General features: G+C 58.1%; 19 protein-coding genes. 8 read left to right on the top strand and 11 right to left on the bottom strand.

Annotated features, from left to right (window positions below; genetic code table 11):
* Window positions 1-51: 51 nt before the first annotated feature.
* Window positions 52-558: an ureidoglycolate lyase gene (locus EOK75_RS15395; RefSeq protein WP_137194959.1), complete on the top strand. Its 507-nt coding sequence runs from the start codon at window positions 52-54 to the stop codon at window positions 556-558.
* A 91-nt stretch (window positions 559-649) separates the two neighbouring features.
* Window positions 650-2,137: a nucleobase:cation symporter-2 family protein gene (locus EOK75_RS15390; RefSeq protein WP_137194958.1), complete on the top strand. Its 1,488-nt coding sequence runs from the start codon at window positions 650-652 to the stop codon at window positions 2,135-2,137.
* A 215-nt stretch (window positions 2,138-2,352) separates the two neighbouring features.
* Here the strand turns inward: EOK75_RS15390 and EOK75_RS15385 are convergent, their stop codons facing one another.
* A complete protein-coding gene (locus tag EOK75_RS15385) occupies window positions 2,353-3,450 on the bottom strand; it encodes a TRAP transporter substrate-binding protein (protein WP_137194957.1) in 1,098 nt (365 codons plus the stop codon).
* Between the two features lie 160 nt (window positions 3,451-3,610).
* Window positions 3,611-3,823, bottom strand: a complete 213-nt coding sequence (locus EOK75_RS15380; RefSeq protein ID WP_168199262.1) for a DUF1127 domain-containing protein — start codon at window positions 3,821-3,823, stop codon at window positions 3,611-3,613.
* Window positions 3,824-3,914: 91 nt separating this feature from the next.
* Here EOK75_RS15380 and EOK75_RS15375 point away from each other — a divergent pair, with 91 nt between their 5' ends.
* The 5 genes from EOK75_RS15375 (at window position 3,915) to EOK75_RS15355 (ending at window position 8,544) form a co-directional block, all read left to right on the top strand.
* Entirely contained in the window at window positions 3,915-5,318 is a 1,404-nt protein-coding gene (locus tag EOK75_RS15375; RefSeq protein ID WP_137194955.1) for an aminotransferase-like domain-containing protein, read from the top strand.
* A gap of 111 nt (window positions 5,319-5,429) precedes the next feature.
* A complete protein-coding gene (locus EOK75_RS15370) occupies window positions 5,430-5,690 on the top strand; it encodes a hypothetical protein (RefSeq protein ID WP_137194954.1) in 261 nt (86 codons plus the stop codon).
* A 69-nt stretch (window positions 5,691-5,759) separates the two neighbouring features.
* A complete protein-coding gene (locus EOK75_RS15365; protein ID WP_137195817.1) occupies window positions 5,760-6,650 on the top strand; it encodes an ABC transporter permease in 891 nt (296 codons plus the stop codon).
* Complete coding sequence (locus tag EOK75_RS15360) at window positions 6,647-7,453, top strand: ABC transporter permease (RefSeq protein WP_137194953.1); 807 nt, start codon at window positions 6,647-6,649, stop codon at window positions 7,451-7,453. The genes EOK75_RS15365 and EOK75_RS15360 overlap by 4 nt, the downstream gene beginning before the upstream one ends.
* Window positions 7,454-7,467: 14 nt before the next feature.
* The gene (locus tag EOK75_RS15355) at window positions 7,468-8,544 is read left to right on the top strand and encodes an ABC transporter ATP-binding protein (protein ID WP_137195816.1); all 1,077 of its coding nucleotides are present in this window, start codon (window positions 7,468-7,470) and stop codon (window positions 8,542-8,544) included.
* Here the strand turns inward: EOK75_RS15355 and EOK75_RS15350 are convergent.
* From EOK75_RS15350 to EOK75_RS15335, 4 genes are read right to left on the bottom strand one after another with little or no spacing between them, the layout of a single operon-like run.
* Complete coding sequence (locus tag EOK75_RS15350; RefSeq protein WP_137194952.1) at window positions 8,541-9,158, bottom strand: TetR/AcrR family transcriptional regulator; 618 nt, start codon at window positions 9,156-9,158, stop codon at window positions 8,541-8,543. The two genes, EOK75_RS15355 and EOK75_RS15350, sit on opposite strands and share 4 nt — an antisense overlap.
* The gene (gene ppk2, locus EOK75_RS15345) at window positions 9,151-10,020 is read right to left on the bottom strand and encodes a polyphosphate kinase 2 (protein WP_137194951.1); all 870 of its coding nucleotides are present in this window, start codon (window positions 10,018-10,020) and stop codon (window positions 9,151-9,153) included. Before ppk2 ends, EOK75_RS15350 begins: the two co-directional genes overlap by 8 nt.
* 57 nt (window positions 10,021-10,077) lie before the next feature.
* Window positions 10,078-10,995, bottom strand: coding sequence for a homoserine O-acetyltransferase MetA (metA, locus tag EOK75_RS15340; protein ID WP_137194950.1), 918 nt, complete (start codon window positions 10,993-10,995; stop codon window positions 10,078-10,080).
* A 17-nt stretch (window positions 10,996-11,012) separates the two neighbouring features.
* Window positions 11,013-11,876: an ATPase gene (locus tag EOK75_RS15335; RefSeq protein WP_137194949.1), complete on the bottom strand. Its 864-nt coding sequence runs from the start codon at window positions 11,874-11,876 to the stop codon at window positions 11,013-11,015.
* A gap of 123 nt (window positions 11,877-11,999) precedes the next feature.
* Between EOK75_RS15335 and EOK75_RS15330 the strand changes: the two genes are divergently transcribed.
* Window positions 12,000-12,587, top strand: coding sequence for an NYN domain-containing protein (locus EOK75_RS15330; RefSeq protein WP_137194948.1), 588 nt, complete (start codon window positions 12,000-12,002; stop codon window positions 12,585-12,587).
* 18 nt (window positions 12,588-12,605) lie between these two features.
* Here the strand turns inward: EOK75_RS15330 and EOK75_RS15325 are convergent, their stop codons facing one another.
* The 5 genes from EOK75_RS15325 to EOK75_RS15305 all read right to left on the bottom strand — a co-directional run bounded on the left by EOK75_RS15325 (window position 12,606) and on the right by EOK75_RS15305 (window position 17,108).
* Window positions 12,606-13,802 carry an OmpP1/FadL family transporter gene (locus EOK75_RS15325; protein ID WP_137194947.1) on the bottom strand — a complete coding sequence of 399 codons (1,197 nt, stop codon included), beginning with the start codon at window positions 13,800-13,802 and terminating at the stop codon, window positions 12,606-12,608.
* Between the two features lie 98 nt (window positions 13,803-13,900).
* Window positions 13,901-14,809, bottom strand: a complete 909-nt coding sequence (locus EOK75_RS15320) for a DMT family transporter (RefSeq protein WP_137194946.1) — start codon at window positions 14,807-14,809, stop codon at window positions 13,901-13,903.
* 48 nt (window positions 14,810-14,857) lie between these two features.
* Window positions 14,858-15,838, bottom strand: coding sequence for a methyltetrahydrofolate cobalamin methyltransferase (locus tag EOK75_RS15315; RefSeq protein WP_137194945.1), 981 nt, complete (start codon window positions 15,836-15,838; stop codon window positions 14,858-14,860).
* A 15-nt stretch (window positions 15,839-15,853) separates the two neighbouring features.
* Window positions 15,854-16,765: a methylenetetrahydrofolate reductase gene (locus EOK75_RS15310; RefSeq protein WP_137195815.1), complete on the bottom strand. Its 912-nt coding sequence runs from the start codon at window positions 16,763-16,765 to the stop codon at window positions 15,854-15,856.
* A 46-nt stretch (window positions 16,766-16,811) separates the two neighbouring features.
* On the bottom strand, window positions 16,812-17,108 hold the full coding sequence (locus EOK75_RS15305; RefSeq protein ID WP_137194944.1) for a virulence factor: 297 nt from the start codon (window positions 17,106-17,108) through the stop codon (window positions 16,812-16,814).
* Window positions 17,109-17,164 lie beyond the last annotated feature (56 nt).

Below are 17,164 nucleotides of genomic sequence, written 5' to 3'. Positions count from 1 at the left end.
CCCCATGAAGGGGGGCGCGCCCGGCTGATCCGTCAATAATCATAGGTCCGCATGACAAAAACCATTCAGACAGAGCCCTTGACCGCCGCCGCTTTTGCCCCCTTCGGAGAGGTGTTGGAGGCCACGGGCACACCGGATAAGATTATCAATCAAGGGATGTGTGACCGTTTTCATGACCGCGCGCAGCTTGATTTTGCAGAGGCCCGCGCGGGCATTTCCATTTTTCACGCCCAACCGCGCAGCTTTCCATATACGCTGGATCTGGTGGAACGCCATCCTGATGGCTCCCAAGCTTTCCTGCCGATGACCGAGCATCCGTTTCTTGTGATCGTGGCCACCGGCCCCGATGCCACCCCGCGTGCGTTTTTGACCAATGGCGCGCAGGGCATCAACCTGCACCGCGGCGTCTGGCACGGGGTTCTGACCCCGCTTCACGCCCCCGGCCTTTTCGCCGTGGTTGACCGGATCGGGACAACGCCAAACCTTGAAGAGCATTATTTTGACGTGCCGTGGATCGTGACCGGCCCGGTATCTGCTGCTGTTGCGCTTGAGTCCTGAGGGCTGTTGGCGCAACATCAAAGCACGCGCGATGTTGTCGGGGCGGCATCGTGCTTGAAATCATACCCCACACCTCAGGGAGAGTTTTTCAATGACTGATCGAGTGAAACCGGTAGATGAGATCCTACCAGCACCCCAATTGTTTACATTGGGGTTGCAGCATGTGCTGGTCATGTATGCGGGGGCAATTGCCGTTCCGTTGATCATCGGGCGGGTGCTTCAGCTTGCACCACAAGACGTGGCTTTTCTGATCTCTGCCGATTTGTTTGTCTGCGGGATTGTGACCATCATCCAGTCTTTGGGCATGACCCGTTATTTCGGGATCCAGATGCCGGTGATGATGGGCGTCACCTTTGCCTCGGTCGGTCCAATGATTGCGATTGGGGCGGCCAATCCCGGCTATGCGGGCGCGCAGCTGATCTTTGGCTCTATCATCGGGGCGGGGGTGATGGCTTTGCTGATCGCGCCGGTCATTTCCAAGATGCTGCGCTTTTTCCCGCCGGTGGTGACCGGTACGATCATTCTGGTGATCGGTGTCACCTTGATGCGCGTCGGGATCAACTGGATCTTTGGGGTGCCTGTTGGCCCGACATCGGTAAAGACTGTGAACCCCGAACACGCAGCATGGCTGAAAGAAGTGGGTGAATTGGCCGGCGCTGCCGGCTCCGCTGTGCCGGCGATCCCGCCGGGGCTTGGGTTGACCGCGACGGTCAACAACCCGGCCTATGCGAGCCTGCAAAACATGGGGGTTTCGGCTGTTGTTTTGTTGTCGATCCTTCTGATCGCAAAATACGGCAAGGGCTTTGTGTCCAATATTGCGGTGCTTTTGGGCATTGTCATTGGCGGTGTGTTGGCTGCCCTTTTGGGAATGATGCATTTTGATGGTGTCGCCGAGGCAAAATGGTTCTCGCTGATCACCCCGTTCCACTTCGGAATGCCGGTCTTTGATCCGGTGATGATCATTACGATGACGCTTGTGATGATCGTGGTTATGATCGAATCCACCGGCATGTTTCTTGCGCTTGGCGATATGACGGGCCGCACGATCACCCAACCGCGTTTGGCTGCGGGTCTGCGGGTTGATGGTCTGGGGACGATCCTTGGCGGGATTTTCAACACCTTCCCTTACACCAGCTTTTCGCAAAACGTCGGTCTGGTTGGCGTGACGGGCATCAAAAGCCGTTATATCTGCATCGCGGGGGGCCTGATCTTGATCGTTCTGGGCCTGATCCCGAAGATGGCGGTGATGGTAGAGGCGCTGCCCATTGCGGTTCTGGGCGGTGCGGGCATCGTGATGTTCGGTATGGTTGCGGCAACAGGTATCCGTATTCTTGCTGCCGGTGTCGATTTCGCGAACAACAGGTTCAACCTGTTCATCGTGGCGGTCTCGCTGGGCTTTGGCATGATCCCTCTGATTGCGCCGAACTTTATGATCTGGTTGCCACATGCGCTGCACCCGTTGATCGAAAGCGGTATCTTGTTGGCATCAATCTCGGCGGTGCTTCTGAACCTGTTTTTCAACGGCGCCAAAGGTACAGCGGAAGAGGCGCGTGAGGCGGCATCGGTCGCTGACCACTAAGCAACGTACAGACGTCAAGAAACGACGCGGGGGGCCTTGGCCCCCCGTTTGCCGTAGGGGGCGTGAAATGCAGCAGGCTGTAGATTTTTAGGGATATGGGGCTGACGCTTGTGCGCCCTCGCCTCTGCCGAAAACTCCAGCAAAGGCGAGGGGCATATCAAAGCCCCCGAATGCATCAGCGTTGCGCCGGGGGCTTTGGTCGTTAAAATTCCAGATCAGTCGTATTTCAGGAACTGTTGACGCGCACGGACATAGGGCGTGTCGATGTTCTCGGTCCGTGTACGCACAAGGTTCAGCGCCTCGATGAAGCTCTCGGCGGTCTTTTTCACCAGCGGGTCATCGCTGTTGCGCAGTTCCTCAACCACTTCTACCGATGCTTTTGCACCTGCTTCCATGACGTCATCTGGGAAGTTGCGCACGATCACGCCGTGATCATTGACCAATGTGCGCAATGCGCGTGGATCATTGGCGATAAAGTCGGCCGAAACCTGATCGTATTCCGCTTGCGATACATCGCGGATGATCGCCTGAAGGTCTGCGGGCAGCTCTTGGTATTTCTTCTTGTCGACGACCAGCTCGGTCGCAAGACCGGATTCGACAAAGGATGGCATGTAGTAGTTTTTGGCGACCTGATGGAAACCCAGCGCCAGATCGTTATAGGGGCCAACAAATTCGGCCGCATCAAGCGTGCCTGATTGCAGCGCCTGAAAGATCTCGCCCGCGGCCATATTGGTGACTGTGGCGCCAAGCTTTTCCCAGACGCGCCCGCCAAGGCCCGGTGTCCGGAAGCGCACGCCTTTGACATCTTCGAGGCTGTTGATTTCATTGCGAAACCAGCCGCCGGTCTGGGTGCCGGTGTTGCCGGACAAGAAGCCCTGCACGCCGAACTGGTCATAGACCTCATCCCAGATTTCCTGACCGCCGAGGTAGCGGACCCAAGCCGTCAGCTCTGGCGTGGTCATGCCGTAGGGCACGCCGGTAAAGAACGACAGGGCAGGGGATTTGTTTTGCCAGTAATAGGCGGCGCCATGGCTCATCTCGGCGGTGCCATCGATCACGGCATCTAACGATTGCAATGGCGGGACCAGCTCCCCTGCCGAGAACACCTGAACCGTCAGACGGCCGCCAGAGGCTGCTGTGATCCGGTCGGCAAGACGCTGTGCGCCCACGCCCAGACCGGGAAAATTCTTGGGCCAGGTCGTAACCATGCGCCATGTGATGTTGCCTTGCGCAACCGCTGGTGCTGCCAGCGTAGTTGCCGCAGCGCCCGCTCCCAGAACCCCGGCGCTACGAATAAAAGAACGACGATCCATTTAATACTCCCTAAGTCGAACTGTGTCGCGATAACGGCCTGACAAAATCAGGCACGTCTCCTCCGACATTTAAGCGACGGTTGCGGGAAATGTCCATTCATTTGCACGGCTTGGGGAGTGTGCAGGGCGCTTTACGCGAACGTAGGTTCCGCGTGCGGCATTAATCTTGCCAAAACGCCTTGTTGCCCTCAGTCTGTGCCACAGCGGCGGACATTCCGATGTCCTTGAGGATATGGCCATCAAGACGTTTGAGGGCGCGACGGGTCCGTTGGCGTTGGGCCAGCTTCAATACGGTGTCGGCCCATCCAAAAACCACTGCTGTCGCGCTTTGCTGCGGTTGGCCTGTGCGGATCGTCTGATTTTGGTAAGCCATGGGAACCCTCATGTTTTTGTAATGGTACAATCGGAATTGACGTGATGGGTACAATGTCGCAGAATGTGCCAAATTATGCCAGAGGAACATTGTGACCAATACAACATGGCTGCCCGATTTGACACAATTCCCCGGCCCCAAGTATCTGGCGCTGGTCCGTGCCCTGCGGGATGCGATCCGTGCGGGCACTTTGCCGCCCGACAGCCAGCTGCCCACTGTGCGCGAATTGGCATGGCAATTGCAGATCACGCCCGGCACGGTGTCGCGGGCCTATCAGCTTGCCACGCAAGAGGGGCTTTTGGCGGCCACTGTGGGGCGGGGCACTTTTGTCGCCTCGGCCACGCCACGCTTTGGCCCGACGCAAAGCTTTTATGTTGAGCGCGATCCGGCACATCTGGCGGGACGTATCGATATGCGAGCGCCCAAGATACCCGATGTGGGGCAGGCGGCAGCCTTTAACGCGGCCTTCGCGGGCGGCGCGCCGGATATGACGCGCGACTGGCTTGATTACCCCAGCTATTACACCGAAGAAATCCTGCGTGAGGCGCTTGTCCATTGGCTGGAGGGGCGGGTTTTGGGGGATGTCACAGCAGATGACATAGCCCTTAGCTATGGCGGGCAAAATGCGGTGAACCTGATTTTTCAATGCTGTTTGCGGGGGGATCGCCCGATGGTCCTGATCGAGGATCTGGCCTATGCAGGGTTTCGCCATGCCGCACGCCTTTCCCGCGCCGATGTGCAATCGCTGGAGGGCGACGCCGAAGGCCTGCGCCCCGATGTGCTGGAGGCGGCCTGTCGCCGCCACAGCCCGCAGATCCTTTGCCTTACGACCGAGGCGCAAAACCCGACCACTGTGCGTATGACAGAAAGCCGACGGCGCGAGATTGCCGATATCGCCCGTGCCTATGAAATGCAAATTCTGGAGGATGATTGTTACTCTATCGCCAAAAGCGACATCCCTTCCTTGCGCGCGCTTGCGCCGGAACGGACCTGGCATGTGGGCAGCTTTTCCAAAAGCGTTTCGGCAGCCCTCCGGCTTGGGTATATCGTCTGTCCAAGCGGGATGGGGCGGGCGGGGCGGTTGACCGCGCAGCACAGTTTTATCGGCCTTGCGCGCCCGATATCGGATTTATGCCTGAGCCTTTTGACCAGCGGCGTTGCCGCGGACCTGCGCGCCAAGGTGCAAGACGGCTTTTCCGACCGGCTGGAGGCAGTTGTCAATGTGTTGGGCGGTTATGATCTGGCATGGCAACCGGGGCTGCCGTTCGTGTGGTTGCGCCTTCCGTCGGGCTGGCGCGCCTCAACCTTTGCGCGCATGGCCGAGGCCGAGGGCGTTTTGCTGCGCTCGGCTGATGAGTTCGCGCTGGTCCACGGGCGCGCGCCCAATGCGGTTCGCATGGCCATCCCCGGCAATCACAGCTGCCTCCAGATAGAGCTGGCCTGCCGACGTCTTGCCCGCCTATTGGACAGCCCCCCGGCCGAGCTTTCGGTCTGACTGTGGCATTCCGGACTCGTCCGCCGGCAATCGCTGGCGGCGGCTTGACCCATGCGGGCCATGTGGCCATCTTGCAGGGATAGAAGCCGTTTATAAAAAGAGACCCGAACAATGGGACAGCAAACCAGCTTTCACGCCCCCAATGGGAGCGCAGATTTCCTTGGCTATCGCAAGGCGCGCAATGGCGGCATGGAAATCGTCTATGATGATGGTGCGAACCGCCGGATTGTTTGGCGTGTCGCAGGCGCGCAAGTAAATGAGGCGCAGCTTGCCGAGGCGCTGCGCAATGCAGTTGGTGCGATAAAGGTTGTACCGGCCTTGCTGACAGAGGTTGGCAAGCGCGCCATCGCCCTTGAGAGGTTGGGCGCCTGAAACTCTGCCCTTCCCACAGCCGAAAACCTGTGCCACAAATTATCTGACGCAACAGGGCTGGGGTAGATGATGGGCACAGAATCGCGGTGGGCCAAATTGCGCCGGACAGAGGCGGCCAGCGGGCTGTTGATGATCAGCCCGACGGCGCTTTATGCAATCTTGATGCTGGCGGCCCCCTTGGGCGCGATCGTTCTTTATAGCTTTCTGACAGATGGCTATCTTGAGATCATTCGCGATTTCACTTTCGCGAATTATATCGAGGCTTGGACGAACGAGCTTTACCGCACGGTGATGGTCCGTTCCTTGGGCGTGTCCATGGTGGTGACGGCCGTCACAGTTTTGCTCGCCTTTCCCATTGCCTATTTCGTCAGCTTTCACGTCAGCCCCTCGCGTAAATCACTTTGGCTATTTCTGATCACGATCCCCTTTTGGACCAGCTACCTGATCCGGGTTTTCCTGTGGAAGGTGATTTTGGGCTATAACGGGGTGGTCAACTCTGGCCTGCTGGGTATCGGGTTGATCGATGAGCCGCTGACATTTATCCTTTATAACGTCAACTCCGTGGTGATCACGCTGGCCCATGCCTACGCGCCCTTTGCGATCTTGCCGATCTTTGTGGCCTTGGAAAAGATTGACCGCAGCCTGCTGGAGGCGGGGCAGGATTTGGGCGAAAGCCGGTTCATGACCTTTTTGCGCGTCACCCTGCCGCTGGCCATGCCCGGCGTGATTGCCAGCGTTCTGATCGTGTTTATCCCGACCGTTGGCGATTATGTCACCCCGCAGCTTGTTGGCGGGCCGGAGGGGCGGATGGTCGCGAACCTGATCCAGTTGCAATACCTCAAGCTGGATAATTATCCGCTGGGGTCGGCAATTGCGGTTTCGGCGATGGCAGTCGTCACCTTGGTCAGCTTGATCTTTGTCGGTTTGAACCGTCGCTATTTGAAGGGGCGCAACGCATGAAGGGTGGTTGGTTCAAGGTCTATGCGATCGGCTATTTGCTGTTTCTTTACGCGCCGATCATCCTGCTGCCGATGTTTGCGTTCAATGATGCGACGATCATCGCCTTTCCGCTAAAAGGGTTTTCAACCCGTTGGTTCAGCGCCATGCTGGAAGAGCCTGCCTTGCGGATCGCGTTGAAAAACTCGCTGTTCATTGCGGTGACGACCGCGATCTTGGCAACGACTTTGGGGGTGTTTGCGGCCCGCGCCTCGACCCGCTACCGCTTTCCGATGAAGACAGGGCTGATGGGGTTGATCATGCTGCCCTTGGTGCTGCCTGAAATTATCGTGGCCGTCTCTCTTTTGGTGGTGTTGCTGGGGCTAGGGGTGAACCTTTCGCTTTGGACGGTGATCTTGGGGCATGTTTTGATTTGCACGCCTTTCACGATTGCCATCCTGTCCTCGGCGTTCCAAGCGCTGGATCAAAGCCTTGAAGAAGCCGCCTATGATCTAGGCGAATCCGCAGCCAGCACCTTTCGGCTGATCATCCTGCCCTTGGTGATGCCGGGGATTATTTCCTCGCTGCTGATTTCCTTTACGATCAGTCTGGATGAATTCATCATCGCGTTTTTCCTTGCGGGGACCGAGCCGACCTTGCCGGTCTACATCTTTTCGCAGTTCCGTTTCCCGCTGGCGGTGCCGGTGATCATGGCGCTGGGGACGGTGCTTGTCTGTCTGTCTATTGTCTTGCTTGCTATTGCTGAATATTTCCGCCGCCGCGGCATCGCGAAATCGGGCGGAAAAGATACCGGAGGCTTCCTGTGACCGAGAAACCAACCATGATCGCGTTTCAGGACGTGCATAAATACTATGGCGATTACCATGCTTTGCGCGGCATCACCGCGACGATCAAGGCAGGCGAATTCTTCTCGCTTTTGGGGCCGTCGGGCTGCGGCAAGACCACGCTTTTGCGCACTATTGCGGGATTTGAGGGGATCTCCTCCGGTGCTGTGATGATCGACGGCAAGAATATGGCGGGGGTGCCTGCAAACCAGCGGCCGACGAATATGGTATTCCAGTCCTATGCGATTTTTCCGCATTTGACGGTGGGCGAAAACGTGGGCTTTGGTCTGCGCCGTGCGGGGCTTTCAAAGGCTGAACTGGCCGCACGTGTAGAGGAGGCGTTGGCGATGGTCGGCCTTGGGGGCTACGGCGCGCGGGCGGCGCATGCGCTTTCGGGCGGGCAGCGCCAGCGGGTCGCCTTGGCGCGCGCGCTGATCCTGAAGCCAAAGGTTTTGCTGTTGGACGAACCTTTGTCGGCGCTGGATAAAAAGATGCGCGAGCAGATGCAGGTAGAGCTAATCCGCCTGCAACGGCAGGTCGGCATCACCTTTATTCTCGTCACCCATGACCAAGAAGAAGCACTGGTGATGTCGGACCGCATCGCCGTGATGTTTGAGGGTGAGATCGCACAGCTTGCCGATCCCGAAACCCTTTACCGCCGTCCCAATTCGCGCCGTGTGGCCGAATTTATCGGCACAATGAATTTTCTTCCCGCGCAGGTGATTAGCGAGGCAGATGGCAAGATCGAGGTGGAGGCAAAGGGCTTTGGCCGGGCCACTTTGGATGCCGAACAGGCCCCGGGCGCGCATTCGGGTGAGGGGCCCGCTGTTGGGTTCCGCCCCGAGACCCTGACCATCCTCTTTGAGGGGCAGACATCCACCGACCGAGAGACCACCGCTTTGATCGAAGAGGTCGTCTATTACGGGGATATGACCTATTACGATGTGAAGTTGGACGGCACCGATAGGGCGGTGCGGATCTCGATGCGCAATGTCTTTGGCCGTCCGGTGCTGGAGATCGGGACGCGGACGCGGGTGGCTTGGTCCCCCGGCGCGCTGGTTCTGTTCCGCTAACTGTCGGGGGGCAAAAGCCCCAATCCGCGCAGGTAAATCCCAATGCCCGCCTCCAGCATATCCTCGGGCGGGTAGGGGCTTTGGGCGCCCGGCGCACCGCGGGCAAAGAGTTCCACCACCCCATGGCTAAGCGCCCAGATATGCGCCGAGACCATTGACACAGGCGGGCGCCGATCCACGGGAAGCTGATGCGACAACTGGCGCGCTGCGGTTTCCTGAACAGCCCATGCTTTGGCCGCGACCGTTGCCAACTCGGGATGGGCATTCAGCGTCAGCCCGCTCTCAAACATCGCCTGATAATGGCCGGGATATTTGCGCGCAAAGGCCAGATAGGCGCGCCCGGTCGCCTCAAACGCCGCAAGGGCGCTGGGTTCGCCATTGTTATAAGCAAACTCCATCAGGGCGGCAAAGATCTCATAGCCTTGGCGCGCGGCCTCGGCTATCAGATCATCGCGGCCGACAAAATGGCGGTAAACGGCGGCGGGGGTGACACCCGCGTGCTTTGCTGCCTCTGACAGGGTGAAACCTTGCGGGCCCTTTTCTGTGATCAGTGCCAGCGCTGCCTCAACCAAGGCCTGCCGCAGATTGCCGTGATGATAACCGCGCTTAGACATCAAGCATTGCGGGACTGCCGCAAATTTCGGGGTCGGGCTGGCCGATCAGGTTGCTGTCTTTGCCCTCATACTCCACGGCGTGTAGCAGGGTCTGGATCGCCGCAATCCGTGCGCGTTTCTTGTCGTCGGACCGAATTACCGTCCAAGGCGTATGGGGGGTGTGGCTGCGCGCGAGCGTCTCAGTGATTGCGGCGGAATAGGCATCCCATTTGCGCAGCCCCTCGACATCCACCCAAGACAGTTTCCATTGCTTCAGCGGGTCATTTTCACGGGCCAAAAACCGGCGAAGCTGCTCTGCCTGCCCGACGTTGAGCCAGAGCTTGACCAGCACAATGCCCTCCTCCACCAGCATTTCCTCAAAACTTGGAAGCTGGGCAAAGAAATGCTCGCGCTGTTTGTCGGTACAAAAGCCAAAGACATGTTCCACCACGCCACGATTGTACCAAGAGCGGTCAAACATCACCATTTCACCGGCGGCGGGCATCCAGTCGACATAACGCTGAAAATACCATTGTGTCGCCTCGCGATCCGAGGGCTTTGAAAGCGCCACAACCGAGGCCATGCGCGGGTTGAGGTTTTCGCGTGTCGCACCAATAGTGCCACCCTTGCCCGCAGCATCACGCCCCTCATAGACGACGACCACACGTTTGCCGCTGGCTTTGATGCTGGCCTGCATGCGCACAAGCTGGCGTTGCAGCCCCTCCATCTGGCGGGCGTAAGCCTTGCGTTTCAATTCGCGCGGATAGGGATAGGAGGCCGCCAAAATATCGTCTTTATCCGCCTTTTCAATGGCTTTGCGGATATCCTTCGGGGCCTCCTCGGCCAGAAACTTGCTGATTGCGCCGTCGAAAGGCAGATCCATTGCAGGGGCTCCATGCGGTTTGGCAAGCTGGGCTGCGCTGATCAACGCGGCCCAAGGTTACATGCCAATTTCACTTATATCATAAGGCGTTGACTGGTATATCTCGTTGATCCAGTTGCCATACAAAAGGTGGGCATGGCTGCGCCAGCGATTCAGGGGTTTCATTGCCGGATTGTCGTTGGGGTAATAGTTCATCGGCACGTTGATCGGCGTGCCATTGGCAATGTCACGGTCATATTCCTGTTTCAGCGTGTCGCTGTCATATTCAAAATGGTTGAAGATATAGAGCGCGCGATGGGCCGGATCCTCAACCAGACAGGGGCCGGATTGATCCGATCCAAGCAGGGTGCGCAGGCCGGGGGCGGCGTCAATCTCGGCTTGGCGCATCTCGGTCCAACGCGAAACCGGGATCACACAATCATCCGAGAAACCGCGCAGGAACGGCGAGGTCGGATCCAGGTTGGAGTGGCGAAAACAGCCGAAGGCCTTGGCGGGCAGGATGTGTTTTTTCACGCCGTGGAAGTGGTTGATCATCGCCATCCCGCCCCAGCAGACGCCAAAGGTGGAATGCACATTGGTTTGCGTCCAGTTCAAAACCTCGCGCAGCTCGTCCCAATAGGTGACATCGCCAAATGACAGATGCTCGATCGGGGCGCCGGTGATGATGAGGCCGTCGAATTTTTGGTCACGCACCTCCTCAAAAGGGCGGTAAAACGCTTCCATATGCTCGGCTGCGGTATTCTTGGCCTGATGTTCGGACATGCGGATCAGGTGCAGGTCGATCTGCAAAGGCGTGGCCCCGATCAGGCGCGCGAACTGGTTCTCGGTCTGGATTTTCTTGGGCATCAGGTTCAGAAGCGCGATGCGCAGGGGGCGGATATCCTGACTTTGCGCCCGGTCGGGCGAGATCACCATGACGCCCTCTTTGGTCAAGACATCAAAAGCGGGCAGATCTTGGGGCAGAGTGATGGGCATTGGAACGCTCCGGTGGTTCAGGTCGTTTTGCGGTCAAGGGCAGTGGCGATCAGCGCGTCGAAATCGGCGGGGGATTTGACCGAGGCCACCTCATCCGCCGTTACGCTGATACCCCAGTTTGCCATCGCACGGTAGCGGGGGCGGCGATGATCCAGCAGACGTGCATAGCCGTAGCGCAGAAAAGCGTCAGGGTTGACGCGGTCTTCGGTTACGTTTTGTTCCGCCAGATAATCGTTCCAGACCCGCAACAGGAATTCGGGTTGATAGTACATCGGCTTTGGCGCCCGGTCAAAGCGGGCGATCAACGCGTCACGATGTGCATCCGTGCCCTCGATCCAGACCAAAAGCAGGTTGCGCGACAAAGCGCTAAGGATGGGGTCGTTAGGATCAGCGGCATCGACGACCTCACAGATAGAGCCACCGCTGTCACAGACGAAATTGCTGTAGCCGTAAAGCTCACGTGCGCGGTGGATGAAGCTTTCTGTATCCAGCAATGCTGCTTTCTCGGCTTCTTGGTGCTGCATTTGACGGGCGCAATATTCGTCAAATGCCACACCGCCAAGCGCGGGGTTGCCCGGTTTGCCCAGATAGGTGGACAGGGGAGCGAGGTTTTCAAACGTGATGTTTGAGAGGATATGGATGCTGTCCGACAGCAAAAGTTCACGCAGCAGCGGGACATCCATCGCCGCCCGCTTGAGGTTATCCGCGATATATTCACCCATATAGCGGGTGCCAATCCGGTAATCGATGGAGTAGTGAAACCACCCCGCATCATCGCGCAGCATATTGGAAAGATGGGTTTTCCCAAGGCCCGACATGCCAAAAAGCAGCACTCTCTTGGTGCTGTCCTGCATCCAGTCCTGTGACGATTGATAGATCATCCGAGCCTCCGAGGTCTTCCTTGCGGGGGAGTGATAGCGCGGGGCGCGGTGAAGTTCACGCGAAAACTGTGTGTTGCGCAAATGTAGCTTGGCAAGGCAGCGGTGCGCGCATAATTTTGCGCTATGATTGTACCCTTTATCTTGTTTGTTTTTTCGGTTCTTGCGATGGCCGTGACTTGGGGGCTGCCGGATTTCTTTTTGTTGGCGGTGCTTTCAGCCGTGGCGAGCGTGGTTTTGCTGCTGTTGGCATGGCGCAAGCGACTGGGGCAGGCGCACAAATGGGCTATAATCGACGGGTCCAACGTAATGTATTGGCAGGGTGGCGCGCCAAAGATTGAGGCCGTGCAAGAGGTGGTGCAAGATTTGATCAAGCGCGGTTATGCACCTGCTGTGATGTTTGATGCCAATGCGGGTTATCTGCTCGCGGATCGTTATATGCACGACGAGGTCTTGGCGAGACAGTTAAGCCTTCCTGCAAGCCGCGTGTTCGTCGTGCCAAAAGGTGTGCAGGCGGATTCATTCATCTTGACAGCCGCGCGCGAAAAGGGCGCGCGTGTTGTCAGCAATGACCGCTTTCGCGATTGGGTTGATGACTTTCCAGAGGTCGCGCTGCCGGACCTTTTGATTAAAGGAAATTTCCGCAGTGGGGCGTTATGGCTGGATCTGCCGCAGGATATACGCAAAAAGCCCCGCGCGGCGGCGGGGCTTTGATCCGAAAACAGGCAGAGCTTAGAATCGGTAGCCGACTGTCACACCAAGACCTACGGCCTTGCTCCCGGAAAACCGCGTTCCGGTGGCATCCACTGCGTCACCCAGTTTTGCATACTCAAGCCCGGCAGTGATCTTCATGTTATCGTGGGTATAGGATCCGCCGATACCAATGCTGCGGACACCGTTAATCGGGGAAAGCCGCGATGATGTGCCGCTGTTCGACTTCTCATATCCGGCACGGATGAAGGCCGAAAACTGATCGTTGATCTTGCGGCCCACACCTAATTGGAAGCTGGTCACATTGTCGGCAAAGTCGGTAATATTGCCTCCGGTCAATGCGTCATAGCCTGTTGGGCGTACTTCCCAAACGCTCCATTTCGCATAGCGGATGGAGCCGAAAACCAATGTGTCCTTGGCAACGCCTGATTGGAAATCCAGTGTCAGGCTTTCGGGCATTTCGATATTGATGATATCGGTGCGCGCAATACCGGGGATGATGCTGGTCTCGGTGGTTCTAAATTTATGGCTGATACCTGATTCATAAGTCAGGGCAACGCGTAGTGCGATTTCTGGTTTTTCATAAGCGGCTCCGATGATGTAGCCCAAGCGGGTATCCGCAGGCCCAAAGGCGGAATACTCCAACCCCGTACCGCCGCTGGCCGTCAGAATGGCATCGGCATTCGCGCCAGCGGCGACTTGTTCCGGTGTTGCCCCCGGTGCTGCACCCACTGCCTGCGCTTGCGCCAAGCCACCTGCAATCATGGAACTGGGGATCTCAATCGTTGCCTGAGAGCGGACAGCCTTGAGCCCGCCATAGACGGAGACATTCGGGTTAACCTTATATTTGAACAGAACGGCGGCTTGTCGATTTTTCCATTCCGCATTGAGCCCAGTATAAAACCCGGCATTATAGCTAGCCAGCGCACCGTAGGGCGTATTGACAAAAACGCCATAAGCCAGCTTTTCGCTGATATCGCGTTTGAAGCTGAAAGACAGGGTTGTGTAATCCCCGGCCATGCTGCCGGTTGTGGTGCCGAAGGATGGATTGCTATAGGTGCCGGAAATGCTGGGCGCGACACGAGATGCGCCAAATTCCAGATAGGTCCCCGTTTCAAACAACGTGCCATAGGCGAGGCGTGAACGTTCAATCCCGGCCGCATGAGCGGCGGATGCCGAAAGAGCTATGGCCCCTAATGTGATCGCTAGTTTTTTCATGGCCGTTCCTCCCCCGAACCTGTCCTGAATACATTAAGATGCATTTACTGAAGGTATGGTTAACAGCCAAAATTTTTTGGTCAAACTCTTACGCTACGTTACGGATTGGTTTCAGGGGGTTGTTGCAGGGATACACGTTTTGCAGAAGCTCTGCTTGACTTTAGGTTGATCGTGATGCCGGTCAAGATAAAGGCAGCCCCAAGGATCACCGGCAGTTCCAGCGTCTCGCCATACAGCAGCCAGCCTATGGAAAACGCCACCGGCAGGCGCACGAAATCGACCGGGATAATGACGCTTGCAGGTGCAAGCGACAGGGCGGTGGTCAGGCAAAAATGCGCGATCAGGCCGCAAAGACCGATTAGGACAAGGATGGGCAGGGTTTGTACCGTGGGCAGCGTGACCTCGCCGTCATAGCATGCCATGACCACCCCCATGACAAGCTGCATGCCGGTCAGCCAGAACATGATGGAGGTGATCGTCTCGTGCCGGGTCAGCGCTTTGGTTGCGATATTGGTGGCGGCAAAGCAAATGGCGGCGGCACCGGCGGCAGCGATGCCGGGATTGAAGGCCGAAAAATCGGGGCGTGCGACGATCATCGTGCCGGTTAGGCCAAGGGCCGCGGCCAGCAGTTTCATGCGTGTCAGCTTTTCACCCAGAAAGATCGGGGCCAGCAGGATCAACCAGATGGGGGCTGTAAACTCCAGTGCGAAAACCTGCCCCAAGGGGATCATGGCCAGCGCCCAGAACCACAAGTTTTGCCCCGTGAAATGCATGGTATTGCGCAGCAAGTGGCGAGGCAGGCGGTCGGTGCGCACCTCATGGATACGGCGTGTGGCGAGGGCCGCGACCGTCACGATGATGAACCCGACTAACGAGCGCCAGGCCATGATCTCGAAGGTGTCATGGGTGGCAGACACCTCCCGACCGGCGACCGCCATTGCAAGAAATGCAGCGATGGAGCCGATCATCCAAACGGCAGCAGCAAGGGGGCGGTTTTGTTCGGTCATCGCTATCTTCATGGCGCGCCGTCGGGGAATTGTCCAGCGGTGGGTTGCTTAGCCCCGGCGCCCACCTCTGCGGCCGCCACGCCCCCCCGCAGCCCCGATAGAGGCGGAAGCCTCGGCAAAGCTCATCCCGCCCTCAACCGCTTCCATGACCTTGGCAAAACGAATCCACTCTCCGCCATTGGCATCGTGGTTCATCAAGAAGTTGGCGGCGCGGATTGCCTCCATCTCTTGCAGGCGCACGGGGTTCATGATGGCAGAGGTCATGCCAGCCGCGATCGCCATTGGTAGGAAGGCCGCATTGATGCCGTGGCGCTGCGGCAGACCAAAGGAGATGTTGGACGCACCGCAGGTGGTGTTGACGCCCAGTTCCGCGCGCAAACGGCGTACCAATGCGAATACCTGCATGCCGGCACTGCCCATCGCGCCCACCGGCATCACCAAGGGATCGACGACAATATCATGCGCGGGGATGCCAAAATCGGCAGCACGTTCCACAATCTTTTTGGCAACTGCAAAGCGGACGTCAGGATCTTCTGAGATGCCGGTGTCATCGTTAGAGATCGCCACAACCGGCACATTGTATTTTTTGACCAAAGGCAGAACCAGCTCCAGCCGGTCCTCCTCTCCGGTGACGGAATTGAGGAGGGGGCGACCCTCGGCGGCCTTTAGCCCGGCCTCCAGCGCGCCGGGGACCGAGCTGTCGATGCACAGGGGCGCGTCGGTCACGGCTTGGATGCGGGTGATAAGCTCGTGCATCAAGGGCGGCTCAACAAAGTTGTTATCGGCATAGCGCGGGTCGCTGGCCATTTTGTTGGTGAAAACCGCGCCGGAATTGACGTCAAGCACCGTGGCACCGCAGGCGACCTGCTCCAATGCGTCGCGCAAAACGGTCTCGAAGTTTCCGGCCTCCAATTCCGCGGCAAGCTTTTTGCGGCCTGTCGGGTTGATCCGCTCGCCGATCACGCAAAAGGGTTCGTCAAAACCGATGATGGCCGTTTTTGTCTTTGATTCAATAACAGTACGGGTCATAGTTAATTCTATTCCTTAAGAGTGAGAGGTAGGTTGCGCGGCGCGCCCGCCATGTTCAGTGGCCCAAGCGGCATTCGTCTTGATACCACCCAGCGGGAAGAAATGCACCGACTGGATGCCGAAATCGGGGTGGCGCGCTTTATGGGCGGCCAGATCGGTTACGAATTCGGTGGGCGCGTAGGGCAGCAGCAGTTTGGTCACATTCATGGCGCGCTTTTGCAGCACCTTGAGCGACGGCCCGACGCCGCAGGCAATGGCGAATTTGATCAGGGTTTGCAGCTTGGCTGGCCCTGCCACACCGATATGGATCGGCAGATCAATGCCTTCGTCCGCCAGCCGGTCCGCCCATTTGATAACCGGCCCTGCCTCAAAGCAGAACTGGGTGGCCAGCGCCATTTTTGCGTCCGCGCGGTTGGCGTAGGCCTGTTTCCATTTCAGCGCCTCCATCACCACACGGTCGCCGCCATCGCGGTCGATGTCGCGGTTGCCCTCGGGGTGGCCCGCGAAATGCAGACGCTCGAACCCATCGAACAGACCGCTTTCCAGCAGTTGCATCGAGTTGTCAAAGTCTCCCGTCGGGGTGCTGACGCCGCCAGCCAGCAGGAGGGCCTGCTTCACATCCGCTTCGCCTTGGTATTGCGCAATCCAATCGGCCAGCGTGGCGCGGTCGGGGATGATACGGGCCGGAAAATGTGGCATCACGTCAAAGCCCTCTTGGCGCAGACGCTTGGCGGTGGCGACCATATCCGCAATCGGCGTGCCTTCGATATGGGCGATATAGACGCGGGTCTTTTGCGGCAGAAGCGTGCGGAAATCCTCAACCTTCTCGGCGGTGCGGGGCATCACCTCGATGGAGTAGTCCTGCAAGAACCCCTCCAGCAGTGCGGCGGTGGTCTGGATGGTCTCAGGTTTGAAGAAAAGCGCCACGACTGTCTCCCATATTGTTTTGGTCACGAGGGTTTATCCAAAAACGTCAGGCCCAGCCTGCAGTCTCGATGATCTGTTTCAGGCGATCCTTGTCGTATTCGGCATCAAGGCGGTTGGCCTCGGCTGCGGCGATATCGGCGGGGGTGCCTTCCATCGGGTAGGGCGCGGCTTTGCGCCATTCGGCAAGGTAAAGATCTGCATCCTTGGCGCCGATCTTCATCGCGCAGCGGTCGATGGCCTGTTCGAACCGTTCCGGCAGGGGCATTTTCGCGGCACTGCGCCCTTTGCCAACGATGACTTGCGCCGGAATATCGCGCCAATAAACGATCGTCACCTCTGGCATTTTGCGATTCTCCCTGGTTGCCTGTCTTTCTTTGTAACGCCAGTCTTGCGGGCTCA

It is taken from the genome of Pseudorhodobacter turbinis (assembly GCF_005234135.1).
GTDB lineage: Bacteria > Pseudomonadota > Alphaproteobacteria > Rhodobacterales > Rhodobacteraceae > Pseudorhodobacter > Pseudorhodobacter turbinis.
This window is presented reverse-complemented; position numbering and strand designations above follow the sequence as displayed.

Coding starts and splice junctions, on each gene's coding strand:
- EOK75_RS15395 (WP_137194959.1), top strand. CDS start 52: ATGACAAAAACCATTCAGACAGAGCCCTTGACCGCCGCCGCTTTTGCC.
- EOK75_RS15390 (WP_137194958.1), top strand. CDS start 650: ATGACTGATCGAGTGAAACCGGTAGATGAGATCCTACCAGCACCCCAA.
- EOK75_RS15385 (WP_137194957.1), bottom strand. CDS start 3,450: ATGGATCGTCGTTCTTTTATTCGTAGCGCCGGGGTTCTGGGAGCGGGC.
- EOK75_RS15380 (WP_168199262.1), bottom strand. CDS start 3,823: ATGGCTTACCAAAATCAGACGATCCGCACAGGCCAACCGCAGCAAAGC.
- EOK75_RS15370 (WP_137194954.1), top strand. CDS start 5,430: ATGGGACAGCAAACCAGCTTTCACGCCCCCAATGGGAGCGCAGATTTC.
- EOK75_RS15365 (WP_137195817.1), top strand. CDS start 5,760: ATGGGCACAGAATCGCGGTGGGCCAAATTGCGCCGGACAGAGGCGGCC.
- EOK75_RS15360 (WP_137194953.1), top strand. CDS start 6,647: ATGAAGGGTGGTTGGTTCAAGGTCTATGCGATCGGCTATTTGCTGTTT.
- EOK75_RS15355 (WP_137195816.1), top strand. CDS start 7,468: ATGATCGCGTTTCAGGACGTGCATAAATACTATGGCGATTACCATGCT.
- EOK75_RS15350 (WP_137194952.1), bottom strand. CDS start 9,158: ATGTCTAAGCGCGGTTATCATCACGGCAATCTGCGGCAGGCCTTGGTT.
- ppk2 (WP_137194951.1), bottom strand. CDS start 10,020: ATGGATCTGCCTTTCGACGGCGCAATCAGCAAGTTTCTGGCCGAGGAG.
- metA (WP_137194950.1), bottom strand. CDS start 10,995: ATGCCCATCACTCTGCCCCAAGATCTGCCCGCTTTTGATGTCTTGACC.
- EOK75_RS15335 (WP_137194949.1), bottom strand. CDS start 11,876: ATGATCTATCAATCGTCACAGGACTGGATGCAGGACAGCACCAAGAGA.
- EOK75_RS15330 (WP_137194948.1), top strand. CDS start 12,000: ATGATTGTACCCTTTATCTTGTTTGTTTTTTCGGTTCTTGCGATGGCC.
- EOK75_RS15325 (WP_137194947.1), bottom strand. CDS start 13,802: ATGAAAAAACTAGCGATCACATTAGGGGCCATAGCTCTTTCGGCATCC.
- EOK75_RS15320 (WP_137194946.1), bottom strand. CDS start 14,809: ATGACCGAACAAAACCGCCCCCTTGCTGCTGCCGTTTGGATGATCGGC.
- EOK75_RS15315 (WP_137194945.1), bottom strand. CDS start 15,838: ATGACCCGTACTGTTATTGAATCAAAGACAAAAACGGCCATCATCGGT.
- EOK75_RS15305 (WP_137194944.1), bottom strand. CDS start 17,108: ATGCCAGAGGTGACGATCGTTTATTGGCGCGATATTCCGGCGCAAGTC.